This is a genomic window from Kitasatospora sp. Ki12, assembly GCF_054601375.1.
On the sequence record NZ_BAAIHT010000001.1, the window covers coordinates 2,926,333 to 2,945,182 of the forward strand.

Annotated in this window: 15 protein-coding genes; 8 read left to right on the plus strand and 7 right to left on the minus strand. The window is 74.1% G+C overall.

Going from position 1 to position 18,850, the window contains the following annotated elements; translation table 11 throughout:
- Positions 1-24 precede the first annotated feature (24 nt).
- From ACYP53_RS12925 to ACYP53_RS12935, 3 genes are read right to left on the minus strand one after another with little or no spacing between them, the layout of a single operon-like run.
- Positions 25-1,245 (minus strand): DUF4350 domain-containing protein, encoded by a 1,221-nt coding sequence (locus ACYP53_RS12925; protein WP_459647444.1) that lies wholly within the window; start codon positions 1,243-1,245, stop codon positions 25-27.
- Positions 1,242-1,982 carry a DUF4129 domain-containing protein gene (locus ACYP53_RS12930; RefSeq protein WP_459647445.1) on the minus strand — a complete coding sequence of 247 codons (741 nt, stop codon included), beginning with the start codon at positions 1,980-1,982 and terminating at the stop codon, positions 1,242-1,244. The genes ACYP53_RS12925 and ACYP53_RS12930 overlap by 4 nt, the downstream gene beginning before the upstream one ends.
- A 5-nt stretch (positions 1,983-1,987) precedes the next feature.
- Positions 1,988-3,151 carry a hypothetical protein gene (locus ACYP53_RS12935; protein ID WP_459647446.1) on the minus strand — a complete coding sequence of 388 codons (1,164 nt, stop codon included), beginning with the start codon at positions 3,149-3,151 and terminating at the stop codon, positions 1,988-1,990.
- A gap of 286 nt (positions 3,152-3,437) precedes the next feature.
- On the opposite strand from ACYP53_RS12935, the gene mtrA reads away from it, so the two are divergent.
- Genes mtrA through ACYP53_RS12950 form a run of 3 tightly spaced genes read left to right on the plus strand, consistent with a single transcriptional unit; the run spans position 3,438 to position 8,095 of the window.
- Positions 3,438-4,115 carry an MtrAB system response regulator MtrA gene (gene mtrA / locus ACYP53_RS12940; RefSeq protein ID WP_030061806.1) on the plus strand — a complete coding sequence of 226 codons (678 nt, stop codon included), beginning with the start codon at positions 3,438-3,440 and terminating at the stop codon, positions 4,113-4,115.
- 1 nt (position 4,116) lies between these two features.
- The gene (mtrB, locus tag ACYP53_RS12945) at positions 4,117-6,225 is read left to right on the plus strand and encodes an MtrAB system histidine kinase MtrB (RefSeq protein ID WP_189926416.1); all 2,109 of its coding nucleotides are present in this window, start codon (positions 4,117-4,119) and stop codon (positions 6,223-6,225) included.
- On the plus strand, positions 6,200-8,095 hold the full coding sequence (locus tag ACYP53_RS12950; RefSeq protein WP_189926417.1) for an LpqB family beta-propeller domain-containing protein: 1,896 nt from the start codon (positions 6,200-6,202) through the stop codon (positions 8,093-8,095). Before mtrB ends, ACYP53_RS12950 begins: the two co-directional genes overlap by 26 nt.
- A 130-nt stretch (positions 8,096-8,225) precedes the next feature.
- Here ACYP53_RS12950 and ACYP53_RS12955 read toward each other — a convergent pair whose 3' ends face one another.
- The gene (locus ACYP53_RS12955) at positions 8,226-8,960 is read right to left on the minus strand and encodes a ComF family protein (RefSeq protein WP_459647447.1); all 735 of its coding nucleotides are present in this window, start codon (positions 8,958-8,960) and stop codon (positions 8,226-8,228) included.
- Positions 8,961-9,328: 368 nt separating this feature from the next.
- On the opposite strand from ACYP53_RS12955, the gene hpf reads away from it, so the two are divergent.
- Together hpf and ACYP53_RS12965 are read left to right on the plus strand one after the other, a co-directional pair.
- A complete protein-coding gene (gene hpf / locus ACYP53_RS12960; protein ID WP_459647448.1) occupies positions 9,329-10,024 on the plus strand; it encodes a ribosome hibernation-promoting factor, HPF/YfiA family in 696 nt (231 codons plus the stop codon).
- 274 nt (positions 10,025-10,298) lie between these two features.
- Positions 10,299-11,051 (plus strand): response regulator, encoded by a 753-nt coding sequence (locus ACYP53_RS12965; RefSeq protein WP_229929286.1) that lies wholly within the window; start codon positions 10,299-10,301, stop codon positions 11,049-11,051.
- Between the two features lie 50 nt (positions 11,052-11,101).
- On the opposite strand, the gene ACYP53_RS12970 is transcribed toward ACYP53_RS12965, so the two are convergent.
- Complete coding sequence (locus ACYP53_RS12970) at positions 11,102-12,295, minus strand: winged helix-turn-helix domain-containing protein (RefSeq protein WP_459647449.1); 1,194 nt, start codon at positions 12,293-12,295, stop codon at positions 11,102-11,104.
- A 117-nt stretch (positions 12,296-12,412) separates the two neighbouring features.
- Positions 12,413-12,970, minus strand: a complete 558-nt coding sequence (locus tag ACYP53_RS12975; RefSeq protein ID WP_459647450.1) for a GNAT family N-acetyltransferase — start codon at positions 12,968-12,970, stop codon at positions 12,413-12,415.
- A gap of 242 nt (positions 12,971-13,212) precedes the next feature.
- Here ACYP53_RS12975 and secA point away from each other — a divergent pair, with 242 nt between their 5' ends.
- Positions 13,213-15,975 carry a preprotein translocase subunit SecA gene (gene secA / locus ACYP53_RS12980; protein WP_189926431.1) on the plus strand — a complete coding sequence of 921 codons (2,763 nt, stop codon included), beginning with the start codon at positions 13,213-13,215 and terminating at the stop codon, positions 15,973-15,975.
- 185 nt (positions 15,976-16,160) lie between these two features.
- Here the strand turns inward: secA and ACYP53_RS12985 are convergent, their stop codons facing one another.
- Positions 16,161-16,640: an Rv3235 family protein gene (locus ACYP53_RS12985; RefSeq protein WP_459647451.1), complete on the minus strand. Its 480-nt coding sequence runs from the start codon at positions 16,638-16,640 to the stop codon at positions 16,161-16,163.
- 343 nt (positions 16,641-16,983) lie between these two features.
- On the opposite strand from ACYP53_RS12985, the gene ACYP53_RS12990 reads away from it, so the two are divergent.
- Both ACYP53_RS12990 and ACYP53_RS12995 read left to right on the plus strand, forming a co-directional pair.
- On the plus strand, positions 16,984-18,180 hold the full coding sequence (locus tag ACYP53_RS12990; protein WP_459647452.1) for a patatin-like phospholipase family protein: 1,197 nt from the start codon (positions 16,984-16,986) through the stop codon (positions 18,178-18,180).
- A 118-nt stretch (positions 18,181-18,298) separates the two neighbouring features.
- Positions 18,299-18,808 (plus strand): DUF6912 family protein, encoded by a 510-nt coding sequence (locus tag ACYP53_RS12995; RefSeq protein WP_189926437.1) that lies wholly within the window; start codon positions 18,299-18,301, stop codon positions 18,806-18,808.
- The last annotated feature ends 42 nt before the right edge of the window (positions 18,809-18,850 follow it).

An 18,850-nucleotide genomic window follows, 5' to 3' on the forward strand; every position in this document is an offset into this window, starting at 1 on the left:
GGAGCTGGGCGGTTGCCTGGTCGGTCACGGGTTCCGTACCTGCCTTTCGAGGGTGTCGAGGTCGTCGGCGAGCCGCAGCAGCGCGGTGTCGTCGGTCGGGGGCGGGCCGTACAGCAGGGCCCGGACGTCCCCGACGGGCCGGTCGGGGAGACGGGCGGCCGCGGCCGCGCAGAGGGCGTCGGGGTCGGGTGCGCCGGCCTGGAGCGGGACGCCCAGGGCCGGGGCGAGGCGGTGGCCGGCGGCGCGGCGCAGGGCCTCGGCGGCGCGGCCGCGGGCCTTGGCACGCCGGTAGAGGCGGGCGCGGCCCTCGGTGGTCTCGGAGGCTCGGACCACCACGGGCAGGTCCTCGCTGACCACCGGGCCGAGCCGGCGGCCGCGCCACAGGGCGGCGAGCACGGCGGCGACGACCAGCTGGTAGTAGGCCCAGTGCCAGCCGTTCGGGATGTAGTCGCCGAAGGTCTTCCGGGCGCGGACGCCGTCGGGGAGCGGGGCGGAGTAGTCGGGCAGGTGCCAGGTGAGGCGGGGCTGCGAGCCGAGCAGGCCGAGCGCGAGGGAGGCGTCGCCGTCCTTGGGCAGCTGCTCGTTGTGCAGGAAGGCGCCGGTGCCGAGCACGATGACGTCGCCGCCGGCGCCCGGGGTGCTGACCAGCGAGTAGCCGTGGCCGCGCGGGTAGCAGCCCTCGCCGCGGCTGCCGCTGGTGTAGAGCATGCCGCCCAGCTGGGCGCTGCCGGCCCGGGCCGCCTCGATGACCGGGCAGTCGGCCGGAGTGCTGTGGACGGAGGCGTACGGCAGGCCGCCGTCCTCGTCGGACAGCCGGATGCCGGGGGCGAGCGCGGTGAGCGCGGCCGGGCCCGGGGCGATCAGGACCAGCCGCCGGTGCCGGGCGGCCGCGACGGCCCGCAGCTGGGCGGGGCTGAGCAGGTCGGGTTCGGGCAGCACCAGGGTGTCCGGTCCGGCCGGGCTGCCGGTCGGGTCGGCGGTGAACTCGGCCGTGACGCCCTGGTGTTCGAGCAGTGCGACGACGGCGTGGGCGCCGTCGCGGTCGTACGAGCGGGGGTCGAGCGGCGGGTAGCTGTGGTCCTGGCCGAGGGCGGTCACGGCGACGGCGCCGATCAGCAGGGCGACGAGGAAGGCCAGGTACCAGCGGGCCCGCCGCCACAGGCCGCGCGGGGTGGGCGCGAGGCTGGTCGGGGCGGTGCTGGGCGTCCCGGTCCCGGACGGGGGTGCGAGGACGGTGTCGGTCATGCCGCTCCTCCTGAAGCCTCGGACGAAGCGGCGGACGAAGCGGCGGCCGGGCCTGCGGCCGGGGCCGGAGCGGTCGCGGCGCCGTCCGGGGCGAGCACCGGCCGGGCGCGTTCCAGCGTCCGGTCGAGCTCGTGCAGCACCCGGTACGCGGCCTCGTCGGCGGTGCGCTCGCCGTACGCGATGTCGTCGAAGCTCCGGGCGGCCGCGGCCAGCGCGGCGGCGTGCTCGGGCAGCGCCCGGCCGGCCTCGGCGGCGGCCTCGTCGGCGGTGCGGCCCGGGCGGGAGTCGAGCAGGGTCCGCTCCTCCAGGCCCCGGACGAGGGCGCGCATCTGGTCGCGGACGGCCTCGGCCCAGCGTCCGGCGGCGGCGTGCCCGGCCGCGTCCGCCCGGTACTGCGCGGCGCTGCGCGGGCCCTCGACGCCGTACACGTCGCCGGTGGTGCGGGCGGCGCGCCGGGGTGCGCCGAGGCGCCACCAGAGCGCGGCGCCGATCAGCACCGCGACGACCAGGAACAGCACCAGGCCGGTGGTGCCGTCCGCGCCGTCGCCGGAGATGCTGTCGAGCGCGCCGGCGATGTGCTCCCAGATCCAGTCCGTGGCCCGCTGCAGGAGCGACGGGTCGTGCTTGTGGTACTCGGCGTTGAGCAGCTCGTCCCGGGCGGCGTCGCGCGCGGGATCGCGCGGGACGGTGACCGGGGCACCGCCCGCGGCGAGGAGCCTGTCCCCCCAGTCGGACATCCGGTTCAGCGCCTCGCCGGAGTCGGGCCGGCCTGCTCGCCCCAGCCGGTGCCGCCGTACTCGGGCAGACCGGCGGCGCGGGCGAGCTCGATGTCGAGGGCCTCGCGGCGGATCCGCTGGTCGACGTAGACCAGCACGCCGACGGCGGCCATGAACGGGGTGGTCAGGGTGCCGGCGATGATCCCGGCGACGGCCATGACGACCACCATCCAGACGCCCTGCTGGGTCGCGCCGCCCAGGCCCCGGTCGTCGAGGCTGTCGATGCCGAGCAGCAGGCCGATGAAGCGGAACGGGACGGCGATGACCACCGCGACGACCAGCGACAGCACCTTGCTCAGCAGGGTGATGCCGAAGACCCGCCACCAGGAGCCGCGGACCAGCCGCCGCGAGCGCGACAGCGCCGTGGCCACGCCCTGCTTCTCCAGCATCAGCGCGGGGGCGGCGAGGCTGTAGCGGACCCACAGCCAGGCGGCGACCGGCAGGGCCAGCACGCCGACGATGAACAGCAGCCCGGTGGTCGCGGGCTCGTTGGCGCCGCTGACGCTGTAGCCGATCAGCGGTGCGAAGCCGAGCAGTGCCACCCCGGGGCCCATCAGGACGGTGAGCAGGGTGAGCCCGAACAGCTGCAGGAGCCGCGGTCGGGCGTCCCGCCAGGCCTCGCCCGCGGTGGCGGACCGGCCGAGGACGGCGCGGCTGACCACGATGGTGAGCAGCGCGGCGGCGAGCACGTCGAGCAGCAGTTGCAGCGGCATGGCGGCGACCAGCCGCAGGGTCTGGGTGGCGGCGCCGGTCTTGCCCTTGACCAGCAGGTCCACCAGGACGGCCCCGCCCTGGGCGACCACGGCGATGCCGAGGGAGAGGGCGAGGACGGTCCGCCACTGCCGGCGGACGGTGCCGACGGCGCCGTCGAGGAGCTCGCCGACGAGGAGCGGGCGCAGCGGGATGACGCCCGGCTTGGGGCTCTGCGGCACGCCCCAGCCGTACGGGCTGTGGCCGCCGGAGGGTTGCTGCCCCCACTGCGGCCGGCCGGGCCGGGTGTGCGGGCCGGGGGTGGCCTGCGGTGGTGCCGACGGCCCGGGCACGGCGGCGGGCGCGTCGGCCGGGGGCCGGGCGCCGTCGCGGGACGGCTCGGACGAGCCGGGCGAGGCCCAGCCCGGAGTGTCGGTCATCACTGCTCCTCGGAGGGGCGTCGTGGGTGCGGCTCCGAACGATCTTCCGTCCGCGCGCAGCGCCCATCGTGCCATGGGGCCGGGGGCGGCCTCAGGGGGATCCGGTCGCTGATCGTCAACGGGTGGTCACCGCGGGTCGGGCGGCGGGCCGCGGGCGGTTCGGAGGTGCTCCGGCCGGGGTCATTCGCCCGGTATGGCCGGAATGCACCGGCGGGCGAGTTGGCCGTTCTGGAGCAATGGCACTGCTGTGCGGCAGGTCACAATCCGGTAATGAGAAGATGGAGCCATGAAGGGACGCGTCCTCGTCGTTGATGACGACTCCGCACTGGCCGAGATGCTCGGCATCGTGTTGCGTGGTGAGGGTTTTGAGCCGTTTTTCGTCGCGGATGGGGACAAGGCGCTAGCCGCGTTCCGGGAGACCAAGCCCGATCTGGTGCTGCTCGATCTGATGCTGCCCGGCCGGGACGGCATCGACGTGTGCCGGCAGATCCGGGCCGAGTCCGGCATCCCGATCGTCATGCTGACCGCGAAGACCGACACGGTCGACGTCGTGGTGGGCCTGGAGTCGGGTGCCGACGACTACGTCACCAAGCCGTTCAAGCCCAAGGAGCTGGTGGCCCGGGTCCGCGCCCGGCTGCGCCGTGCCGAGGAGCCGACGCCGGAGCAGCTGACCATAGGCGATCTGGTGATCGACGTGGCCGGCCACTCGGTGAAGCGGGACGGCCGGGGCATCCCGCTGACCCCGCTGGAGTTCGACCTGCTGGTCGCGCTGGCCCGCAAGCCCTGGCAGGTGTTCACCCGCGAGGTGCTGCTGGAGCAGGTCTGGGGCTACCGCCACGCGGCGGACACCCGGCTGGTCAACGTCCATGTGCAGCGCCTCCGCTCCAAGATCGAGAAGGACCCGGAGCGTCCCGAGATCGTGGTGACCGTCCGCGGCGTCGGCTACAAGGCCGGACCCAGCTGACGTGACGGACCGGGCTGACGAGACCCCGTCGGGTACCGCGACCGACGGGGCCGGGGCCGTGCGCGGGGACGTGCTGAGTTCGACCACCCGCCACCGACGCGGCCGCTTCGGCATCGTCGGGCTGGTGAAGCGTCAGCTGCGCCGACCCGCCCACCGGGCGTCCGCGCTGTACCGGCGGTCGATCCAGCTGCGCGTGGTCGCGGTGTCGCTGCTGGCCTCCATCGCGGTGGTCCTGGTGCTCGGCGTGGTCGTGGTGGCGCAGGTGCGCACCGGCCTGCTCGACACCAAGATGGACGCCGCCCGGGCCCAGGCCAGGATCGGCTTCCAGGTCGAGCAGAAGAAGATCGACGAGGCCAAGGACCAGAAGCTGCGGGGCACCGCCGACCCGACCGTCGACGACCCCGGCACCTGGCTGCTGCGGCAGGTCAACGACCTGGCCGGCAGCGGGCAGACCGTCTACTCGGTGATCGCGATGGCCCCCGGCAGCGACGCCGTCGTCCCCGACGGCGGCGGCTTCGCGCCGCGCTACTCGGGCGACATCCAGCCCAGCAGCATCCCGGACGCCCTGCGGGCCAAGCTCGTCGCCGAGCCCGCCCAGATGTTCGACCAGCCGACCCGGATCCACCGCTCGCCCGAGAGCGGCGGGAAGTCCGAGCCCGGGCTGGCCCTCGGCATGCAGTTCGCCGGCCCGGGCGCGGGCGGCAACAGCTACCAGATGTTCTACGTGTTCTCCTTCGGCCAGGAGACCGACACCCTCAACCTGGTCACCGGCACCCTGGCGACCGCCGGCGTGTTCGTGGTGATCCTCATGGGCGGCATCGCCTGGGTCGTGGTGCGCCAGGTGGTCACCCCGGTCCGGATGGCCGCCGGGATCTCCGAGCGGCTCGCCGACGGGCACCTGGAAGAGCGGATGAAGGTGACCGGGACGGACGACATCGCCCGCCTCGGGGAATCGTTCAACCGGATGGCCAACGCCCTGCAGGCGCAGATCCGCCAGCTGGAGGAGCTGTCCCGGGTGCAGCGGCGCTTCGTCTCGGACGTTTCGCACGAGCTGCGCACCCCGCTGACCACCGTCCGGATGGCCGCCGACCTCATCTACGACAGCCGTGAGGACCTCGACCCGATGGCGGCCCGCTCGGCGGAGCTGCTGCAGGGCCAGCTGGACCGCTTCGAGTCGCTGCTCGCCGACCTGCTGGAGATCAGCCGCTTCGACGCCGGCGCCGCGATCCTGGACGCCGAGCCGGTCGACCTGCGGGAGATCGTCGGCCGCGTGGTGGAGGCCGCCGAACCGCTGGCCGAGGCCAAGGGCAGCGCCGTCGTGATCCGCGGTGACGGCGAGCCCGTGCTGGCCGAGGTGGACTCCCGCCGGATCGAGCGCATCCTGCGCAACCTGGTGGTCAACGCGCTGGAGCACGGCGAGGGCCGCGACGTGGTGGTCCGGCTGGGCTCCGCGGACGGCGCGGTCGCCGTCGGCGTCCGCGACTACGGCATCGGCCTCAAGCCGGGCGAGGCGTCCCGGGTGTTCCACCGGTTCTGGCGGGCCGACCCGTCCCGGGTGCGGACCACCGGCGGCACCGGCCTCGGCCTGTCCATCGCCGTCGAGGACGCCCATCTGCACGGCGGCTGGCTCCAGGCCTGGGGCGAGCCCGGCGGCGGCTCGCACTTCCGGCTCACCCTGCCGCGCACCCGCGGCGGCGAGATCTCCCGGGCGCCGTTCCGGCTGGAGCCCGAGGACTCCCGCAACAACCGGGGCCTGGGCGCGTACGGAACGCCGTACCGGCGGGCGATCAGCCCGGTCGGCTCGACGGCGATGACCGTCGCCGAGGAGCCGACGGAGGCGCCGGAGGGCATGGGCGGCCTCGGCAGCGGCCTCGGCGGGGTACTGAACATCGGCCCCGGCCTCGGCCGGAACCGACTGCCCGAGGGCCCGCGCGCGGACCCCTCGGACGTGCGGACGGCGGGCGCCGGTTACGGGGCGACCGGCGCCCAGGTCATGGTGGACCCGACGCCCGGACGGCCGTCGGTGGCACAGCGGACGGCGGAGCCGGACGTGACGGGTGGGACGGACGTGGAGGGGTCGCAGCGTGCGAGGGACGAGCAAGAGGACTGAGCCGCGGCTCCTCGCGGTGGCCGGCGTGCTGCTCGCCCTGACGGCGAGCGGCTGCGCGGCCATGCCGGACTCCGGCGGCATCACCAGGGTGGAGCTGTCCCAGGGCTCGGCGGACAAGAACCTGCAGGCCAGGGTCTACCCGATGGCGCCCGGCAAGGGCGCCAAGCCGCACGAGCTGCTGACCGGGTTCCTGGACGCGGTGACCGCCGACGAGGGGTACGAGACCGCCCGCAAGTACCTCACCGAGGGCGCCGCCGCGGCCTGGAAGCCGGAGGCCGGGATCCGGGTGCTCTCGTCCACGACCATCCCCGGCGGCGCGGACGTCACCGACGCGGACGCCCAGGCCCCGGTGACGGTCACGGTGAGCGGCCAGCTGGTCGCCAGCGTCGACGAGAAGCACTCGTACCTGCTGGTGGCCGGGCAGAACAACAACGTCTCGTCCGACTTCACCTTCGTCCGGGAGAAGGACGAGTGGCGGATCGACAAGCTGCCGTCCGGCGTGATCATGAACGAGACCAACTTCCGGAACAGCTTCCGGCAGGTCGAGCGGTTCTTCTACACCGCGCCGGACCCGTCCGCGGTGGCCGCCGGGAACTCCGGCCACGAGGTGCTGGTCGCCGACCCGATCTACCTGCGGCGCCGAATAGACCCGCTGGCCTCGGCCGCCCAGGCGGTCGCCGACGGGCCCTCGACCTGGCTCTCGCCCGTGGTCCGGACGGCCTTCCCGAACGGTGCCAAGGTCGACCGGGTGACCATCGACGACAGCAAGGTCGCCCACGTGCAGCTCGGCTCGGCCGACCTCAGCGAGCCGATGGGCTGCCGGCGGATGGCGACCCAGCTCTTCTACACCCTCGCCGACCAGGGCAAGGGCCAGGTCGAGCGGCTCGAACTGAAGGGCCAGCGCGGCTCCTGCACCGCCAGCCGCGCCGACGAGCCGGCCACCGGACCCGGCGCCCTGGCCGGGCCGACGCCCGCGATCCAGTACTACCAGCGCGCCGACGGCGCCCTGGTGGCGACCGAGGAGGGGCGCGCCGGCGACCCGGTCCGCGGCGTCCTCGGCAAGCCGCAGTCGAACTCCAAGCCGCCGCTCGGCGCCGTCGCGGTCAGCCGGGGCGGCTTCCAGGCCGCCGCGATCAGCGAGGACGGCCACCAGGTCTACTCGGTGCAGCTGACGGACAACACGGTGAACCTGGGCGACCCGGTGCTCAGCTCGGCGGCGAAGTCCGGTGACAAGGAGGACGGCTTCGCCTCGCCCAGCTGGGACGGCCGCGGCGACCTCTGGGTGGTGGACCGCAACCAGCAGGGCCAGCGGGTGGTGATGGTGCGCGGCAACAAGCCGTACACCGTGCCGGTCGAGGGGCTGGCCGGGCAGACCGTGCAGGCGCTGAAGATCTCCTCGGACGGCGTCCGGGCCGCCCTGGTGGTCAAGACCCCGGGCGTGGCCATCCGCTCGCTGATGTTCGGGCTGGTGGTGCACGGCGGCACCCCGCAGGCGCCGACCGTGAAGATCACCGGACTGCGCCGGGCCGCCCCCACGCTGACCGACGTCGCCTCGGTGTCCTGGGCGGAGACCGACCAGCTGCTGGTGCTCGGCAAGGAGACCGACCGGACCCAGCAGCTGTACTTCATCAGCACCGACGGCTCGCGGAGCACCGACACCCAGCTGCAGAGCGCCGACAGCATGATGACCGTCGCGGCCTCCGAGTCCCGGGGGGACAGCCTGACCCAGGCGCCGCCGGTGCTCGCGATGGCGGAGGTCAAGCAGGCGGACGGCAAGCCGAGCGAGGTCAAGGCCTACCGGCTGGTCAACAACCAGTGGCGGGAAGTCCCGCTGATCGACAAGCCCCGGTCGTACTTCTACGCGGGGTGACGGGCGGTCGGCTTCCGATCGGACCGTGCGCTGACGAACGGTCGGCCTGTGCGCTGACGACCGGTCGGCTTCCGGTCCGTCCGTGCGCTGACGGCGCGGCCGGGCGGGCCGGCCGGCCTCCGGCGGAGCCTCAGTCCGCCGGGCGCGCCGCGGAGGCGGAGACCGTGGCCGCGACGGTGGCGGCGGCCCGGGCGGGCAGGCCGGCGTCGGCCAGCGCCCGGGCGGCCTCGACGAGGCTGGCCCCGGTCGTCACCAGGTCGTCCACCAGGACGGGGTGGCGGCCCGCCAGGCCCGCCCCGGCGCGCGGCAGTACGGTGAGCGCGCCGTGCAGGTTGCGGCGGCGCTCCGCCGCGTTCAGCCCGGTCTGGTCGGCGACCGGACGGGCGTGCCGCAGCAGCGCGGCGGCCCGGGCGTCCAGGCCGGCCCGGCGCAGCGAGCGGGCGGCGGCCCCGGCCAGCCGCAGTGTCGGGTCGTGGCCGCGGGCGCGGACGGCCGCGCGGGCCGAGGGCATCGGTACCAGCAGCAGCGGCGCGGCCCCGGCCCGTGACCCCAGGGCGGAGCGCACCGCCCGGCCGAGGGCCTCGCCGAGCGGCCCGGCCAGCCGCAGCGCGCCGCGCTCCTTGTGCGCGAGCAGCAGCTGCCGGACCGGGTCGGTGTAGGGGGCGGCGGCGTGCGCCCAGGGCAGCAGGGTGGGGGCGGGCCGGGCGGTGGCGAGGACCTCGCGGCAGGCCGGGCAGAGCTGGGTGCGCTCGGCGCCGCAGCCCGCGCAGTTCGCGGGGAGCAGGACGTCCAGCAGCCCGGCCAGTGCGTGGCCGAACGGTCCGTGGGCGGACGGCGGACAGGTGGGGGAGGAACACGGCGGCACGGCTGCTCCTGGCGGCGGCAGGCACGGGGAGTGAGCAAAGGATCCGCCGTATGGGGGGCGTTGTCCAGGTATTTACCGTTACTTCACTCGCAGGAGGGTAGACAGGGTGCAACAGCTTGACCGCCCGCTCGCAGTATCGGGTCATACCCACTTTCCCGCCCGGGGAGGCGAAAACCCCGCGTGAGGTGTTCGATAAGGCTCCAGGGGGTTTCAACCGTCCCTGGTGGGGAGGAAGTGAGGTGAGGGCCAGTCGTTTCCCGCCGGTGGCGGGGGGCGGGCGGCCGGCAGTGGATGGGCTGGTCCAGCTGGGTCTCAGTCCGGTCCGGTAGCACCCGGATCGGCGTCAGCACGAGGGATCGGAGTTCTGCGTGGACATCGTCGTCAAGGGCCGCAAGACCGAGGTGCCCAAGAGGTTCCGCGAGCACGTGGCCGAGAAGCTGGAGAAGGTCCAGAAGTTCGACGGCAAGGTGATCAGCCTCGACGTCGAGGTGTCCAAGGAGCACAACCCGCGGCAGGCCGACCGGTCCGAGCGGGTGGAGATCACTCTCCGTACCCGCGGGCCGGTGATCCGGGCCGAAGCCGCCGCCGGCGACCCGTACGCGGCGCTCGACCTGGCTTCGGCGAAGCTCGACGCGCAGCTGCGCAAGTCCGCAGACCGGCGCCGGGTGCACAAGGGCGGCGCGAACGGCCGCACCCCCATCAGCGTCGCAGAGGCGACCGCGGCCCTGGCCGCGCTGCCCGCCACCACGGCGCCGGAGGCCGGGACGAACGGCGCCGTCCGCAAGACCATGATGGGATCCCTGGAAGTGGAGGGCGAAGGCCCGCTGGTGGTCCGGGAGAAGACGCACCCGGCCGCCCCGATGGCGCTCGACCAGGCGCTCTACGAGATGGAGCTGGTCGGCCACGACTTCTACCTCTTCGTGGAGAAGGACAGCGGCCTGCCCAGCGTCGTCTACCGCCGACACGGCTACCACTACGGTGTCATCCACCTGCAGACAGACCTGCAGGCCGGGTCGGGCAGTGGCGCGGGCGGAGCGATCGGCGGGGTCGACGACGAGGACTGACCGTCCGAGCAGTGAGTGATGGAGGGGTGACCCCGGTGGCCGCGGCCGCCGGGGTCACCGGCGTTCCGGGGCCGGGTGGTTCGGACGCGGCCGGGTGCCGGCGCGGCTGTCGGTGCGGGTGACAGGGGCGTGCCGGGGCGGTGTGGGGGCGGTGTGGGGGCGCTGTCGGGGCGGGGGTCACCCGATGCGGGGGAATCGGCGCCGGAGGGTGACCTTGGCGACGGTCGGGCGTGGAATGATTGGCGCACGACGACCCGCGAAGGGGGAGGAGCGGATGGGGGATCACTTCGGGCTGGGGCCCGCGGCTGGATCCGGGCTGCCGTTGGGGCCGGAGGAGGAACCCGCGTACGCGCCGCACCGGGGTGAGCCGATCCGTGTGCTGGTGGTGGACGACCACGCCCTGTTCCGGCGGGGGCTGGAGATCGTCCTCGCCGAGGAGCCGGACATCAAGGTCGTCGGCGAGGCGGGGGACGGCGCCGAGGCCGTGCTGAAGGCCGCCGACCTGCTGCCCGACATCATCCTGATGGACGTCCGGATGCCCAGGCGCAGCGGGATCGAGGCCTGCACGGCGATCAAGGACGTGGCGCCCAGCACCAAGATCATCATGCTGACGATAAGCGACGAGGAGGCCGACCTCTACGAGGCGATCAAGGCGGGGGCCACCGGCTACCTGCTCAAGGAGATCTCCACCGACGAGGTCGCCACCGCGATCCGGGCGGTCGCCGACGGGCAGTCGCAGATCAGCCCCTCGATGGCCTCCAAGCTGCTCACCGAGTTCAAGTCGATGATCCAGCGCCGCTCCGACGACCGGGACCTGGTGCCCGCGCCCCGGCTCACCGACCGGGAGCTGGAGGTGCTCAAGCTGGTGGCGACCGGGATGAACAACCGGGAGATCGCCAAGGAGCTGTTCATCAGCGAGAACACCGTGAAGAACCACGTGCGCAACATCCTGGAGAAGCTCCAACTGCATTCCAGGATGGAGGCGGTGGTGTACGCGATGCGGGAGAAGATCCTCGAAATAGGCTGAGCCGGGACGGGCCGCCCGGCACGCCGGGCGGCTTCGGTCCTTTGGCGGCCTCAGTCCGCCAGCAGCTTCTCCAGGGCCGGGCGCAGCCGTTCGTCGTGCAGCGCCTCGACCCGTACGGTGTCGCAGCCGACCCAGGAGGCGGCCTCGCGCAGCGCCGTCGCCAGCGCCTCGACGTGCTTCGCGGAGTCCAGCGAGAGCTGCCGGGCGACCAGGGTGCGGCCCTCGCGGGCCGGGTCGACCCGGCCGACCAGCCGGCCGCCGGTCAGCAGCGGCATCGCGAAGTAGCCGTGCACCCGCTTGTGCTTGGGGGTGTAGGCCTCCAGCCGGTGCGTCATGCCGAAGATCCGCTCGGTGCGCGGGCGGTCCCAGACCAGCGAGTCGAACGGCGAGAGCAGCGTGGTGCGGTGGCGGCCGCGCGGGGCGGTGGTGAGGGCGGCCGGGTCGGCCCAGGCCTGGGCCGCGGTGCCGTCCGGGCCCCAGCCGGCCACCTCGACCGGGACGAGCCCGCTGTCCGGCAGTGCCCGGTCCAACTGCTCGGCGCGCAGCCGGTGGTAGTCCTGCAGGTCGGCCCGGGTGGCCACGCCGAGCGCGGCGCCGGCCTGGGCGACCAGGGTGCGCACGCACTCCTCGTCCGACCGCTCCTGCCCGAACAGCGCGTCCGGGATGGCCTGTTCGGCCAGCGCGTAGACGCGCTTCCAGCTCCGGCGCTCGGTGCAGACCACGTCGCCGAAGGCCAGCGCCCGCTCGACCGCGATCTTGGTGTCGGACCAGTCCCACCACTCCGCGGTCTTCTTGGCGCCGCCCAGCTCGGTGGAGGTCAACGGCCCCTCGGCGCGCAGCTTGTCCAGCACCAGCCGGTAGGCCTCGGGCGTGACCTGGTGGCCCCAGAGGTGCCCGCGGTCGCGGTAGCGGCGGCGCCGGAAGGCGAACAGCGGCCACTCCTCGACCGGCAGGACGCAGGCCGCGTGCGACCAGTACTCGAAGCTCGTGCCGCCGCCCCAGTAGGCCGCCTCGACGGCCGGGCGGCCGACCGCGCCGAGGCGGGCGTACGGGACCAGCTCGTGCGAGCGGGCGAGCACCGAGATGGTGTCCAGCTGGACGGCGCCGAGGTGCCGCAGCACCCCGCGCACCCCGGACCGGCGGTCGGGCGCGCCGAGCAGCCCCTGGGCGCGCAGGGCGATCCGGCGGGCTTCCTCGGCGCTCAGGACGGTGACGGGGGCGCTGTGCGGGGCTGCGGCGGTCATGCCGGGGAGCCTAACTCCGGGCACCGACAACGGGCGGGGGCGCCGACGGAGGCTGCGGGCGGCCGGGGGCGGCCGGGGGCGGCCGGGTCGGTCCGGGGCAGGCCGGGTCGGTCCGGGTCAGTCCAGGTCGGAGGCCAACAGGGAGCCGACCCAGGCGTCGTGGAAGACGCCGCGCTGCTCGGCGTAGGAGCGCAGGGTGCCCTCGAAGCGGTAGCCGACCTTCTCGGCGATCGCACGGGAGCCCGCGTTGCCGACGTAGGCCTGCCACTCCAGGCGGCGCAGGCCGAGCTCGCGCAGGCCGTAGTGGGAGACGGCCCGGGCGGCCTCGGTCGTGTAGCCGCGGCCGCGGAACTCCTTCACGGCCCACCAGCCGATCTCGGCGCAGCGCGGGTCGTGGTCGCGCAGGACGAGTCCCTGGGCGCCCACCAGGGCGCCGGATTCGCGCTCGAACACGCACCAGACCCGGTTCGCGCCGGTGAGCCAGCCGTTGACGGCGAGATCGCGCACGAAGTACTCCGCGTCCTCACGCCGGTAGGGGGAGGGAACCACCGTCCAGCGCTGGATCTCCGCGTCCTGGCAGGCGGTGAACACGGCGTCGACGTCCGACTCCCGCGGGGCGCGCAGGACCAGGCGCTCGGTGGTGAGGGTGGCCGGTTCGGTGCGGGGTTCGTCCATGCACGGATTATTCCGCCCGATAAGGAGGGCGGGCATCCGATTATCCGCCCGATTACCTTGCCCGCCGACCGTTTTGTCCCGGTGGACGGTGCTATCGGGCCATGTGCTCGCGCGGGTGACACGGGAATACCGTGCTGACGCACCTCCCGGGGCATTGGACTCCTCGCATACGATGGCCCGTGCGGTGGGGTGGACCCCCCGTGCAGTCGTCCAGTGCCAATACAGGCAAGGAGCCCGCTCAAGTGTCCGTCTTCGACAAGATCCTGCGCGCCGGCGAGGGCAAGATCCTTCGCAAGCTGCAGCGGATTGCTGCCCAGGTCAACTCCATCGAAGAGGACTTCGTCAACCTCACCGACGCCGAGCTGCGCGCACTGACCGACGAGTACAAGCAGCGGCTCGCGGACGGCGAGAGCCTGGACGACATCCTCCCCGAGGCGTTCGCCACCGTCCGTGAGGCCGCCAAGCGCGTGCTCGGGCAGCGGCACTACGACGTGCAGCTCATGGGCGGTGCGGCGCTGCACTACGGGTACGTCGCCGAGATGCGCACCGGTGAGGGCAAGACCCTCGTCGGCACCCTGCCGACGTACCTGAACGCGCTGACCGGCAAGGGCGTCCACCTGATCACCGTCAACGACTACCTCGCCGAGCGCGACTCGGAGTGGATGGGCCGGGTGCACCGCTTCCTCGGCCTCGAGGTCGGCGTGATCCTGGGCAACATGACGCCCGCCGAGCGCAAGCAGCAGTACGCGATGGACATCACGTACGGCACCAACAACGAGTTCGGCTTCGACTACCTGCGCGACAACATGGCCTGGTCGAAGGACGAGCTCGTCCAGCGCGGCCACAACTACGCGGTCGTCGACGAGGTCGACTCGATCCTCATCGACGAGGCCCGTACCCCGCTGATCATCTCCGGCCCGGCCGACCAGGCGACCAAGTGGTACGCCGACTTCGCCAAGCTGGTGCAGCGCCTGAAGATCGACCGCGACTACGAGGTCGACGAGAAGAAGCGCACCGTCGGCATCCTGGAGGAGGGCGTCACCCGGGTCGAGGACTACCTGGGCATCGACAACCTCTACGAGTCGGTGAACACCCCGCTGGTCGGCTTCCTGAACAACGCCATCAAGGCCAAGGAGCTGTACAAGGCGGACAAGGACTACGTCGTCATGAACGGCGAAGTCATGATCGTCGACGAGCACACCGGCCGCATCCTGGCCGGCCGCCGCTACAACGAGGGCATGCACCAGGCGATCGAGGCCAAGGAGGGGGTGGAGGTCCAGAACGAGAACCAGACCCTGGCCACCATCACCCTGCAGAACTTCTTCCGCCTGTACGACAAGCTCGCGGGCATGACCGGTACCGGCACCACCGAGGCCGCCGAGTTCCACCAGATCTACAAGCTCGGCGTGGTGCCGATCCCGACCAACAAGTCGCCGCTGCGCATCGACCAGCCCGACCTGATCTACAAGTCGGAGCCGGCCAAGTTCGCCGCCGTGGTCGAGGACATCGCCGAGAAGCACGAGAAGGGCCAGCCGGTGCTGGTCGGCACCGTGTCGGTCGAGAAGTCCGAGTACCTGTCGCAGGAGCTGCGCAAGCGCGGCATCCCGCACGAGGTGCTGAACGCCAAGCACCACGAGCGCGAGGCGCAGATCGTCGCGCAGGCCGGCCGCAAGGGCGCCGTCACCGTCGCCACCAACATGGCCGGCCGCGGCACCGACATCATGCTGGGCGGCAACGCCGACCACCTGGCCGCCGCCGAGCTGGCGCAGCGCGGGATCACCCCGACCGACACCCCGGACGAGTACGAGGCCGCCTTCCCGGCCGCGCTGGAGAAGGCCAAGGCCTCGGTCAAGGCCGAGCAGGACGAGGTCAAGGAGGCCGGCGGCCTCTACGTCCTCGGCACCGAGCGGCACGAGTCCCGCCGGATCGACAACCAGCTGCGCGGCCGCTCCGGCCGTCAGGGCGACCCGGGCGAGTCCCGCTTCTACCTGTCGCTGGGCGACGACCTGATGCGCCTGTTCAAGGCCGGCATGGTCGAGCGCGTGCTCTCGATGGCCAACGTGCCCGAGGACGTGCCGATCGAGTCCAAGATGGTCACCCGGGCGATCGCCTCCGCGCAGACCCAGGTCGAGCAGCAGAACTTCGAGATCCGCAAGAACGTCCTCAAGTACGACGAGGTGCTCAACCGCCAGCGCGAGGTCATCTACGGCGAGCGCCGCCGCGTGCTGGAGGGCGAGGACCTGCAGGAGCAGGTCGGCCACTTCATGGACGACACCGTCGAGGCCTACGTCAAGGCGGCCACCGGCGAGGGCTTCGAGGACGACTGGGACCTGGACAAGCTCTGGACCGCGCTCAAGCAGCTCTACCCGGTCACCCTGGACCTGGAGGACCTGGAGGAGGAGGCCGGCGGTTCGGCCGGCCTGACCTCCGAGTTCCTGGTCAAGGTCGTCCAGGAGGACATCCAGGCGCAGTACGGCGCCCGCGAGGACCAGCTCGGTGCGGAGATCATGCGCGAGCTGGAGCGCCGGGTCGTGCTGTCGGTGCTGGACCGCCGCTGGCGCGAGCACCTCTACGAGATGGACTACCTCCAGGAGGGCATCGGCCTGCGGGCCATGGCGCAGCGCGACCCGCTGGTCGAGTACCAGCGCGAGGGCTTCGACATGTTCACCGCGATGATGGAGGGCATCAAGGAGGAGTCCGTCGGCTACCTGTTCAACCTGGAGGTCCAGGTCGAGCAGCAGGTCGAGGAGGTCCCGGTCGAGGACGCCCAGGTGGTGCTCGACAAGCTGGAGAAGGACGCCGCCCGCCCCGAGATCAAGGCCAAGGGCCTGGAGGCCCCGAAGCCGCAGCGGCTGCACTACACGGCCCCCTCGGAGGAGGTCGGCGGCGGTGTGGTCGAGGGCGACTTCGAGGACCTCGCGCCGGAGGACGAGGGCGACGGGATGACCCGCGCCGAGCGCCGCAAGGCCGCCAAGTCGGCCAAGGGCCGCCGCCGCAAGGGCTGAACCGGTCGCAGGGCCTGAACCGGCCGCAAGGGCTGGACTGGTCGCAAGGGCCGGACCGGCCGCCCGGCCGGTGGCCGTGGGACCGCAGGCAGGACGCCGAGCAGGGCGCCGCTCCCGTACGGGGGTGGCGCCCTGCGCCGTTCCCCGGGCCGCCGTTCCCCGGGCCGCCGTGCGGCCGGGCGCCGTCACCGGGCCTCCACGGCGGTGCACTGCCACTGCCCGGCCGGGCCGCGCTGCTCCAGCCGGAAGGCGACCATGTGGTGCCGCCGGCCGAGGTCGACCCGGACGCAGGCCTCGACCGCGTCGGGCGAGGGCGAGCGGTCGTGGACCGGGCCGAGCCGGGGCCGGTCGGCGGCCCCGCCGCGGCGCAGCGCGCCGATCCGCACCAGCGAGGCGAGCTGCCCGTAGCCGTCCAGGCTGGTGTGCCGCATCAGCTGACCGGAGGGCCGGGCGCCGGTGAGCACCTCGACCAGCTGGTGGGCGAACCGGGAGGCCAGCGCGCGGGGGTCGTGCCCGGGGTCGCCGGCGCAAGCGGCGCGGGGGTGCCGGGGACGGCGTCCGGCCGGGTCGCAGCCGCCGTCGACGGTGCGCGGGCGGCGGTGCGGACGGGCGGGGAGGCGGGCGGGGAGGCGGGCGGGGAGGTGGGCGGGGAGGTGGGCGGTCACGACGGCTCCTCGACGGGGTGGTGCGGGTACGGACGGGTCCAGGCTGGTGGTGCCCCAGGTGCGGCGGCAACGGCTTTCCGGGGCGCCCCGAGCCGGGCTCCGGTGTCACCTATCCGGGTGAACGGGCCAGTGCGGCGAAGGGCCGGTGAGGCGGCCCCGAGGCGCTCGGTTGACGTGACGGAGCGCGCCGTACGGCTCGAAAGGGGACGTTCCGGCCGGGCCGCACCGGGGGTCGGCGCGCCACCGCCGCGTTGCGCCGCCCCGGACCGGCGCGCACCATCGGAGCCTGACCGGGAACCGCGGGGAGTGGGACAGCCGCCCCCGACGACGACGGGCGGCCGGTATGACGACACGGGTAGCAGCAACGGTGCCGGCCCCGGTGGCCGCGGGCACCGCCCCGCCCACCGGGGGCGCACCCCGGCGGGGCCTGGTGCTGGGCGGCGGCGGGATGCTCGGCGCGGCCTGGACGGTCGGTGCGCTGTGCGCCGTCGAGGAGGCCACCGGGCAGCCGCCGGGCGACGCCGACCTCCTGCTCGGAACCTCGGCCGGCGCCATCCTCGCCGCGCTGCTGTCCGGCGGCGTGCGCCCCGAGCAGCTGCGCGACCACCAGCGGGGCCTGCCGATCACCGAAGGCCCGCTGGCCGGGGTGGTCTTCGACTACGACACCGCCGTCGGCGGCGCGCTGCCGCCCCGTCCCCGGGCCGGCATCGGCTCGCCCGGCCTGCTGCGCGACGCCGTCCGGCACCCGCGCGAGTACCCGCTGCTGACCATGGTCTCGGCGATGGCGCCGCACGGCCGGGGCTCGCTGGCGCCGGTCGGCGAACTGGTGCGCGGCCTGCTCGGCCCGGGCGGCTGGCCGGCCCCGGGCGCGGACTCGGAGGCGGTGGGCCCGGGCGCGGACTCGGAGGCGGTGGGCCCGGCGGCGAGTACGGTCCCGGGCGCGGCGCTGCGGGTGGCCGCCGTGGACTACCGCAGCGGCCACCGGGTGGTCTTCGGCGACCCGGACGCCCCGGCGGTCCCGGTCGCCGACGCGGTGATGGCCTCCTGCGCGATCCCCGGCTGGTTCGCGCCGGTGCGCCTGGACGGCTCGGCGTACGTGGACGGCGGCTGCTGGTCGGCCACCAACGCCGACCTGCTGCTCGGCCGCGGCCTGGACGAGGTGTACGTGCTGGCCCCGATGGCCCTGCGGCTGGACCCCAGGCCCGAGCGGCCCGGGCGCGCCGAGGGGGCCGGGCGCGAGGGTTCCGGGCCGCTCGACCGCGGGCGCGACACCCTGGCCGCGCTGCGCGAGTGGCGCGCCCGGGACCGCCCGCGCGGCGTGCTGGCCCAGCTGGTCAGCCGCTACCGCCGTGCCGTCACCCGGCAGCTGCTGCGCGAGGCCGCGCTGCTGCGGGCCGAGGGCGTCCGGGTGCGGCTGCTCGCGCCGACCCTGGCCGACCTCGCGGTGGCGGGCCCGAACATGATGGACCCGGCCCGCCGCGGCGCCGTCCTGGAGAGCGCCCTGCGCACCAGCCGGGAGGCGCTGCGGGCCGCCCGGTGATCGGTCGGGATCCCGGACCGGAGGTGATCACGGGAGCCCCGCGGCGCTTATTCTTGGGGCGCTGGGGAATCCGTTCCGCTGGACCGGGACCGCTGGACCGAACCGGAGAGTGCCACCGATGCGCGTGTACCTGCCCACCACCCTGTCCGGCCTGGCGGCGGCGCACGAGGGCGGTGCCCTGGACCAGTCCGCGGCGTACGCCGTGACGCCCGCGCTGCGCGAGTGGTACGTCAGCGACGACCTCGAGGAGCTGGAGTACGCGGCGCTGAACCGGGCCGCCCAGTCCTCCCTGCGGCTGCTGGCCGCCGACCCGGACGCCCCGCGCCGCCGGGTCGTGGTGGCGCTGGACGTGGCCGACGCGTCCGTACGGCCCTTCCCGGGCGACGAGTACCAGGACCAGGCCTCGCTCGGCCGGGTGGTGCTGGCCGGCCCGGTGCGGCTGGCCAAGGCGGCCGCGGTGCACGCCGACGTGGCCGACGACGAGGTGGTCACGGACGTCGCGGCAGCGGTGGCGGCGGTGGCCGCGGCCGACGCGGGCGACCAGGACGCCCAGTTCACCGTGGACGGCGCCGAGGACCACGACCTGCTCTGGTTCGCGACCCAGGAGATCCCCTCGCTGCTCGCCTGAGCGCGGCGCCTGAGCGCGGCGCCCGAGCGCGGCCCTGGGCGG

Bases quoted from the DNA above. Each gene is read 5' to 3' on its own strand.
- ACYP53_RS12975 (WP_459647450.1), bottom strand. From the start codon at position 12,970: ATGGACGAACCCCGCACCGAACCGGCCACCCTCACCACCGAGCGCCTG.
- ACYP53_RS12925 (WP_459647444.1), bottom strand. From the start codon at position 1,245: ATGACCGACACCGTCCTCGCACCCCCGTCCGGGACCGGGACGCCCAGC.
- ACYP53_RS12990 (WP_459647452.1), top strand. From the start codon at position 16,984: ATGACGACACGGGTAGCAGCAACGGTGCCGGCCCCGGTGGCCGCGGGC.
- ACYP53_RS12970 (WP_459647449.1), bottom strand. From the start codon at position 12,295: ATGACCGCCGCAGCCCCGCACAGCGCCCCCGTCACCGTCCTGAGCGCC.
- mtrA (WP_030061806.1), top strand. From the start codon at position 3,438: ATGAAGGGACGCGTCCTCGTCGTTGATGACGACTCCGCACTGGCCGAG.
- ACYP53_RS12965 (WP_229929286.1), top strand. From the start codon at position 10,299: ATGGGGGATCACTTCGGGCTGGGGCCCGCGGCTGGATCCGGGCTGCCG.
- ACYP53_RS12995 (WP_189926437.1), top strand. From the start codon at position 18,299: ATGCGCGTGTACCTGCCCACCACCCTGTCCGGCCTGGCGGCGGCGCAC.
- ACYP53_RS12935 (WP_459647446.1), bottom strand. From the start codon at position 3,151: ATGACCGACACTCCGGGCTGGGCCTCGCCCGGCTCGTCCGAGCCGTCC.
- ACYP53_RS12930 (WP_459647445.1), bottom strand. From the start codon at position 1,982: ATGTCCGACTGGGGGGACAGGCTCCTCGCCGCGGGCGGTGCCCCGGTC.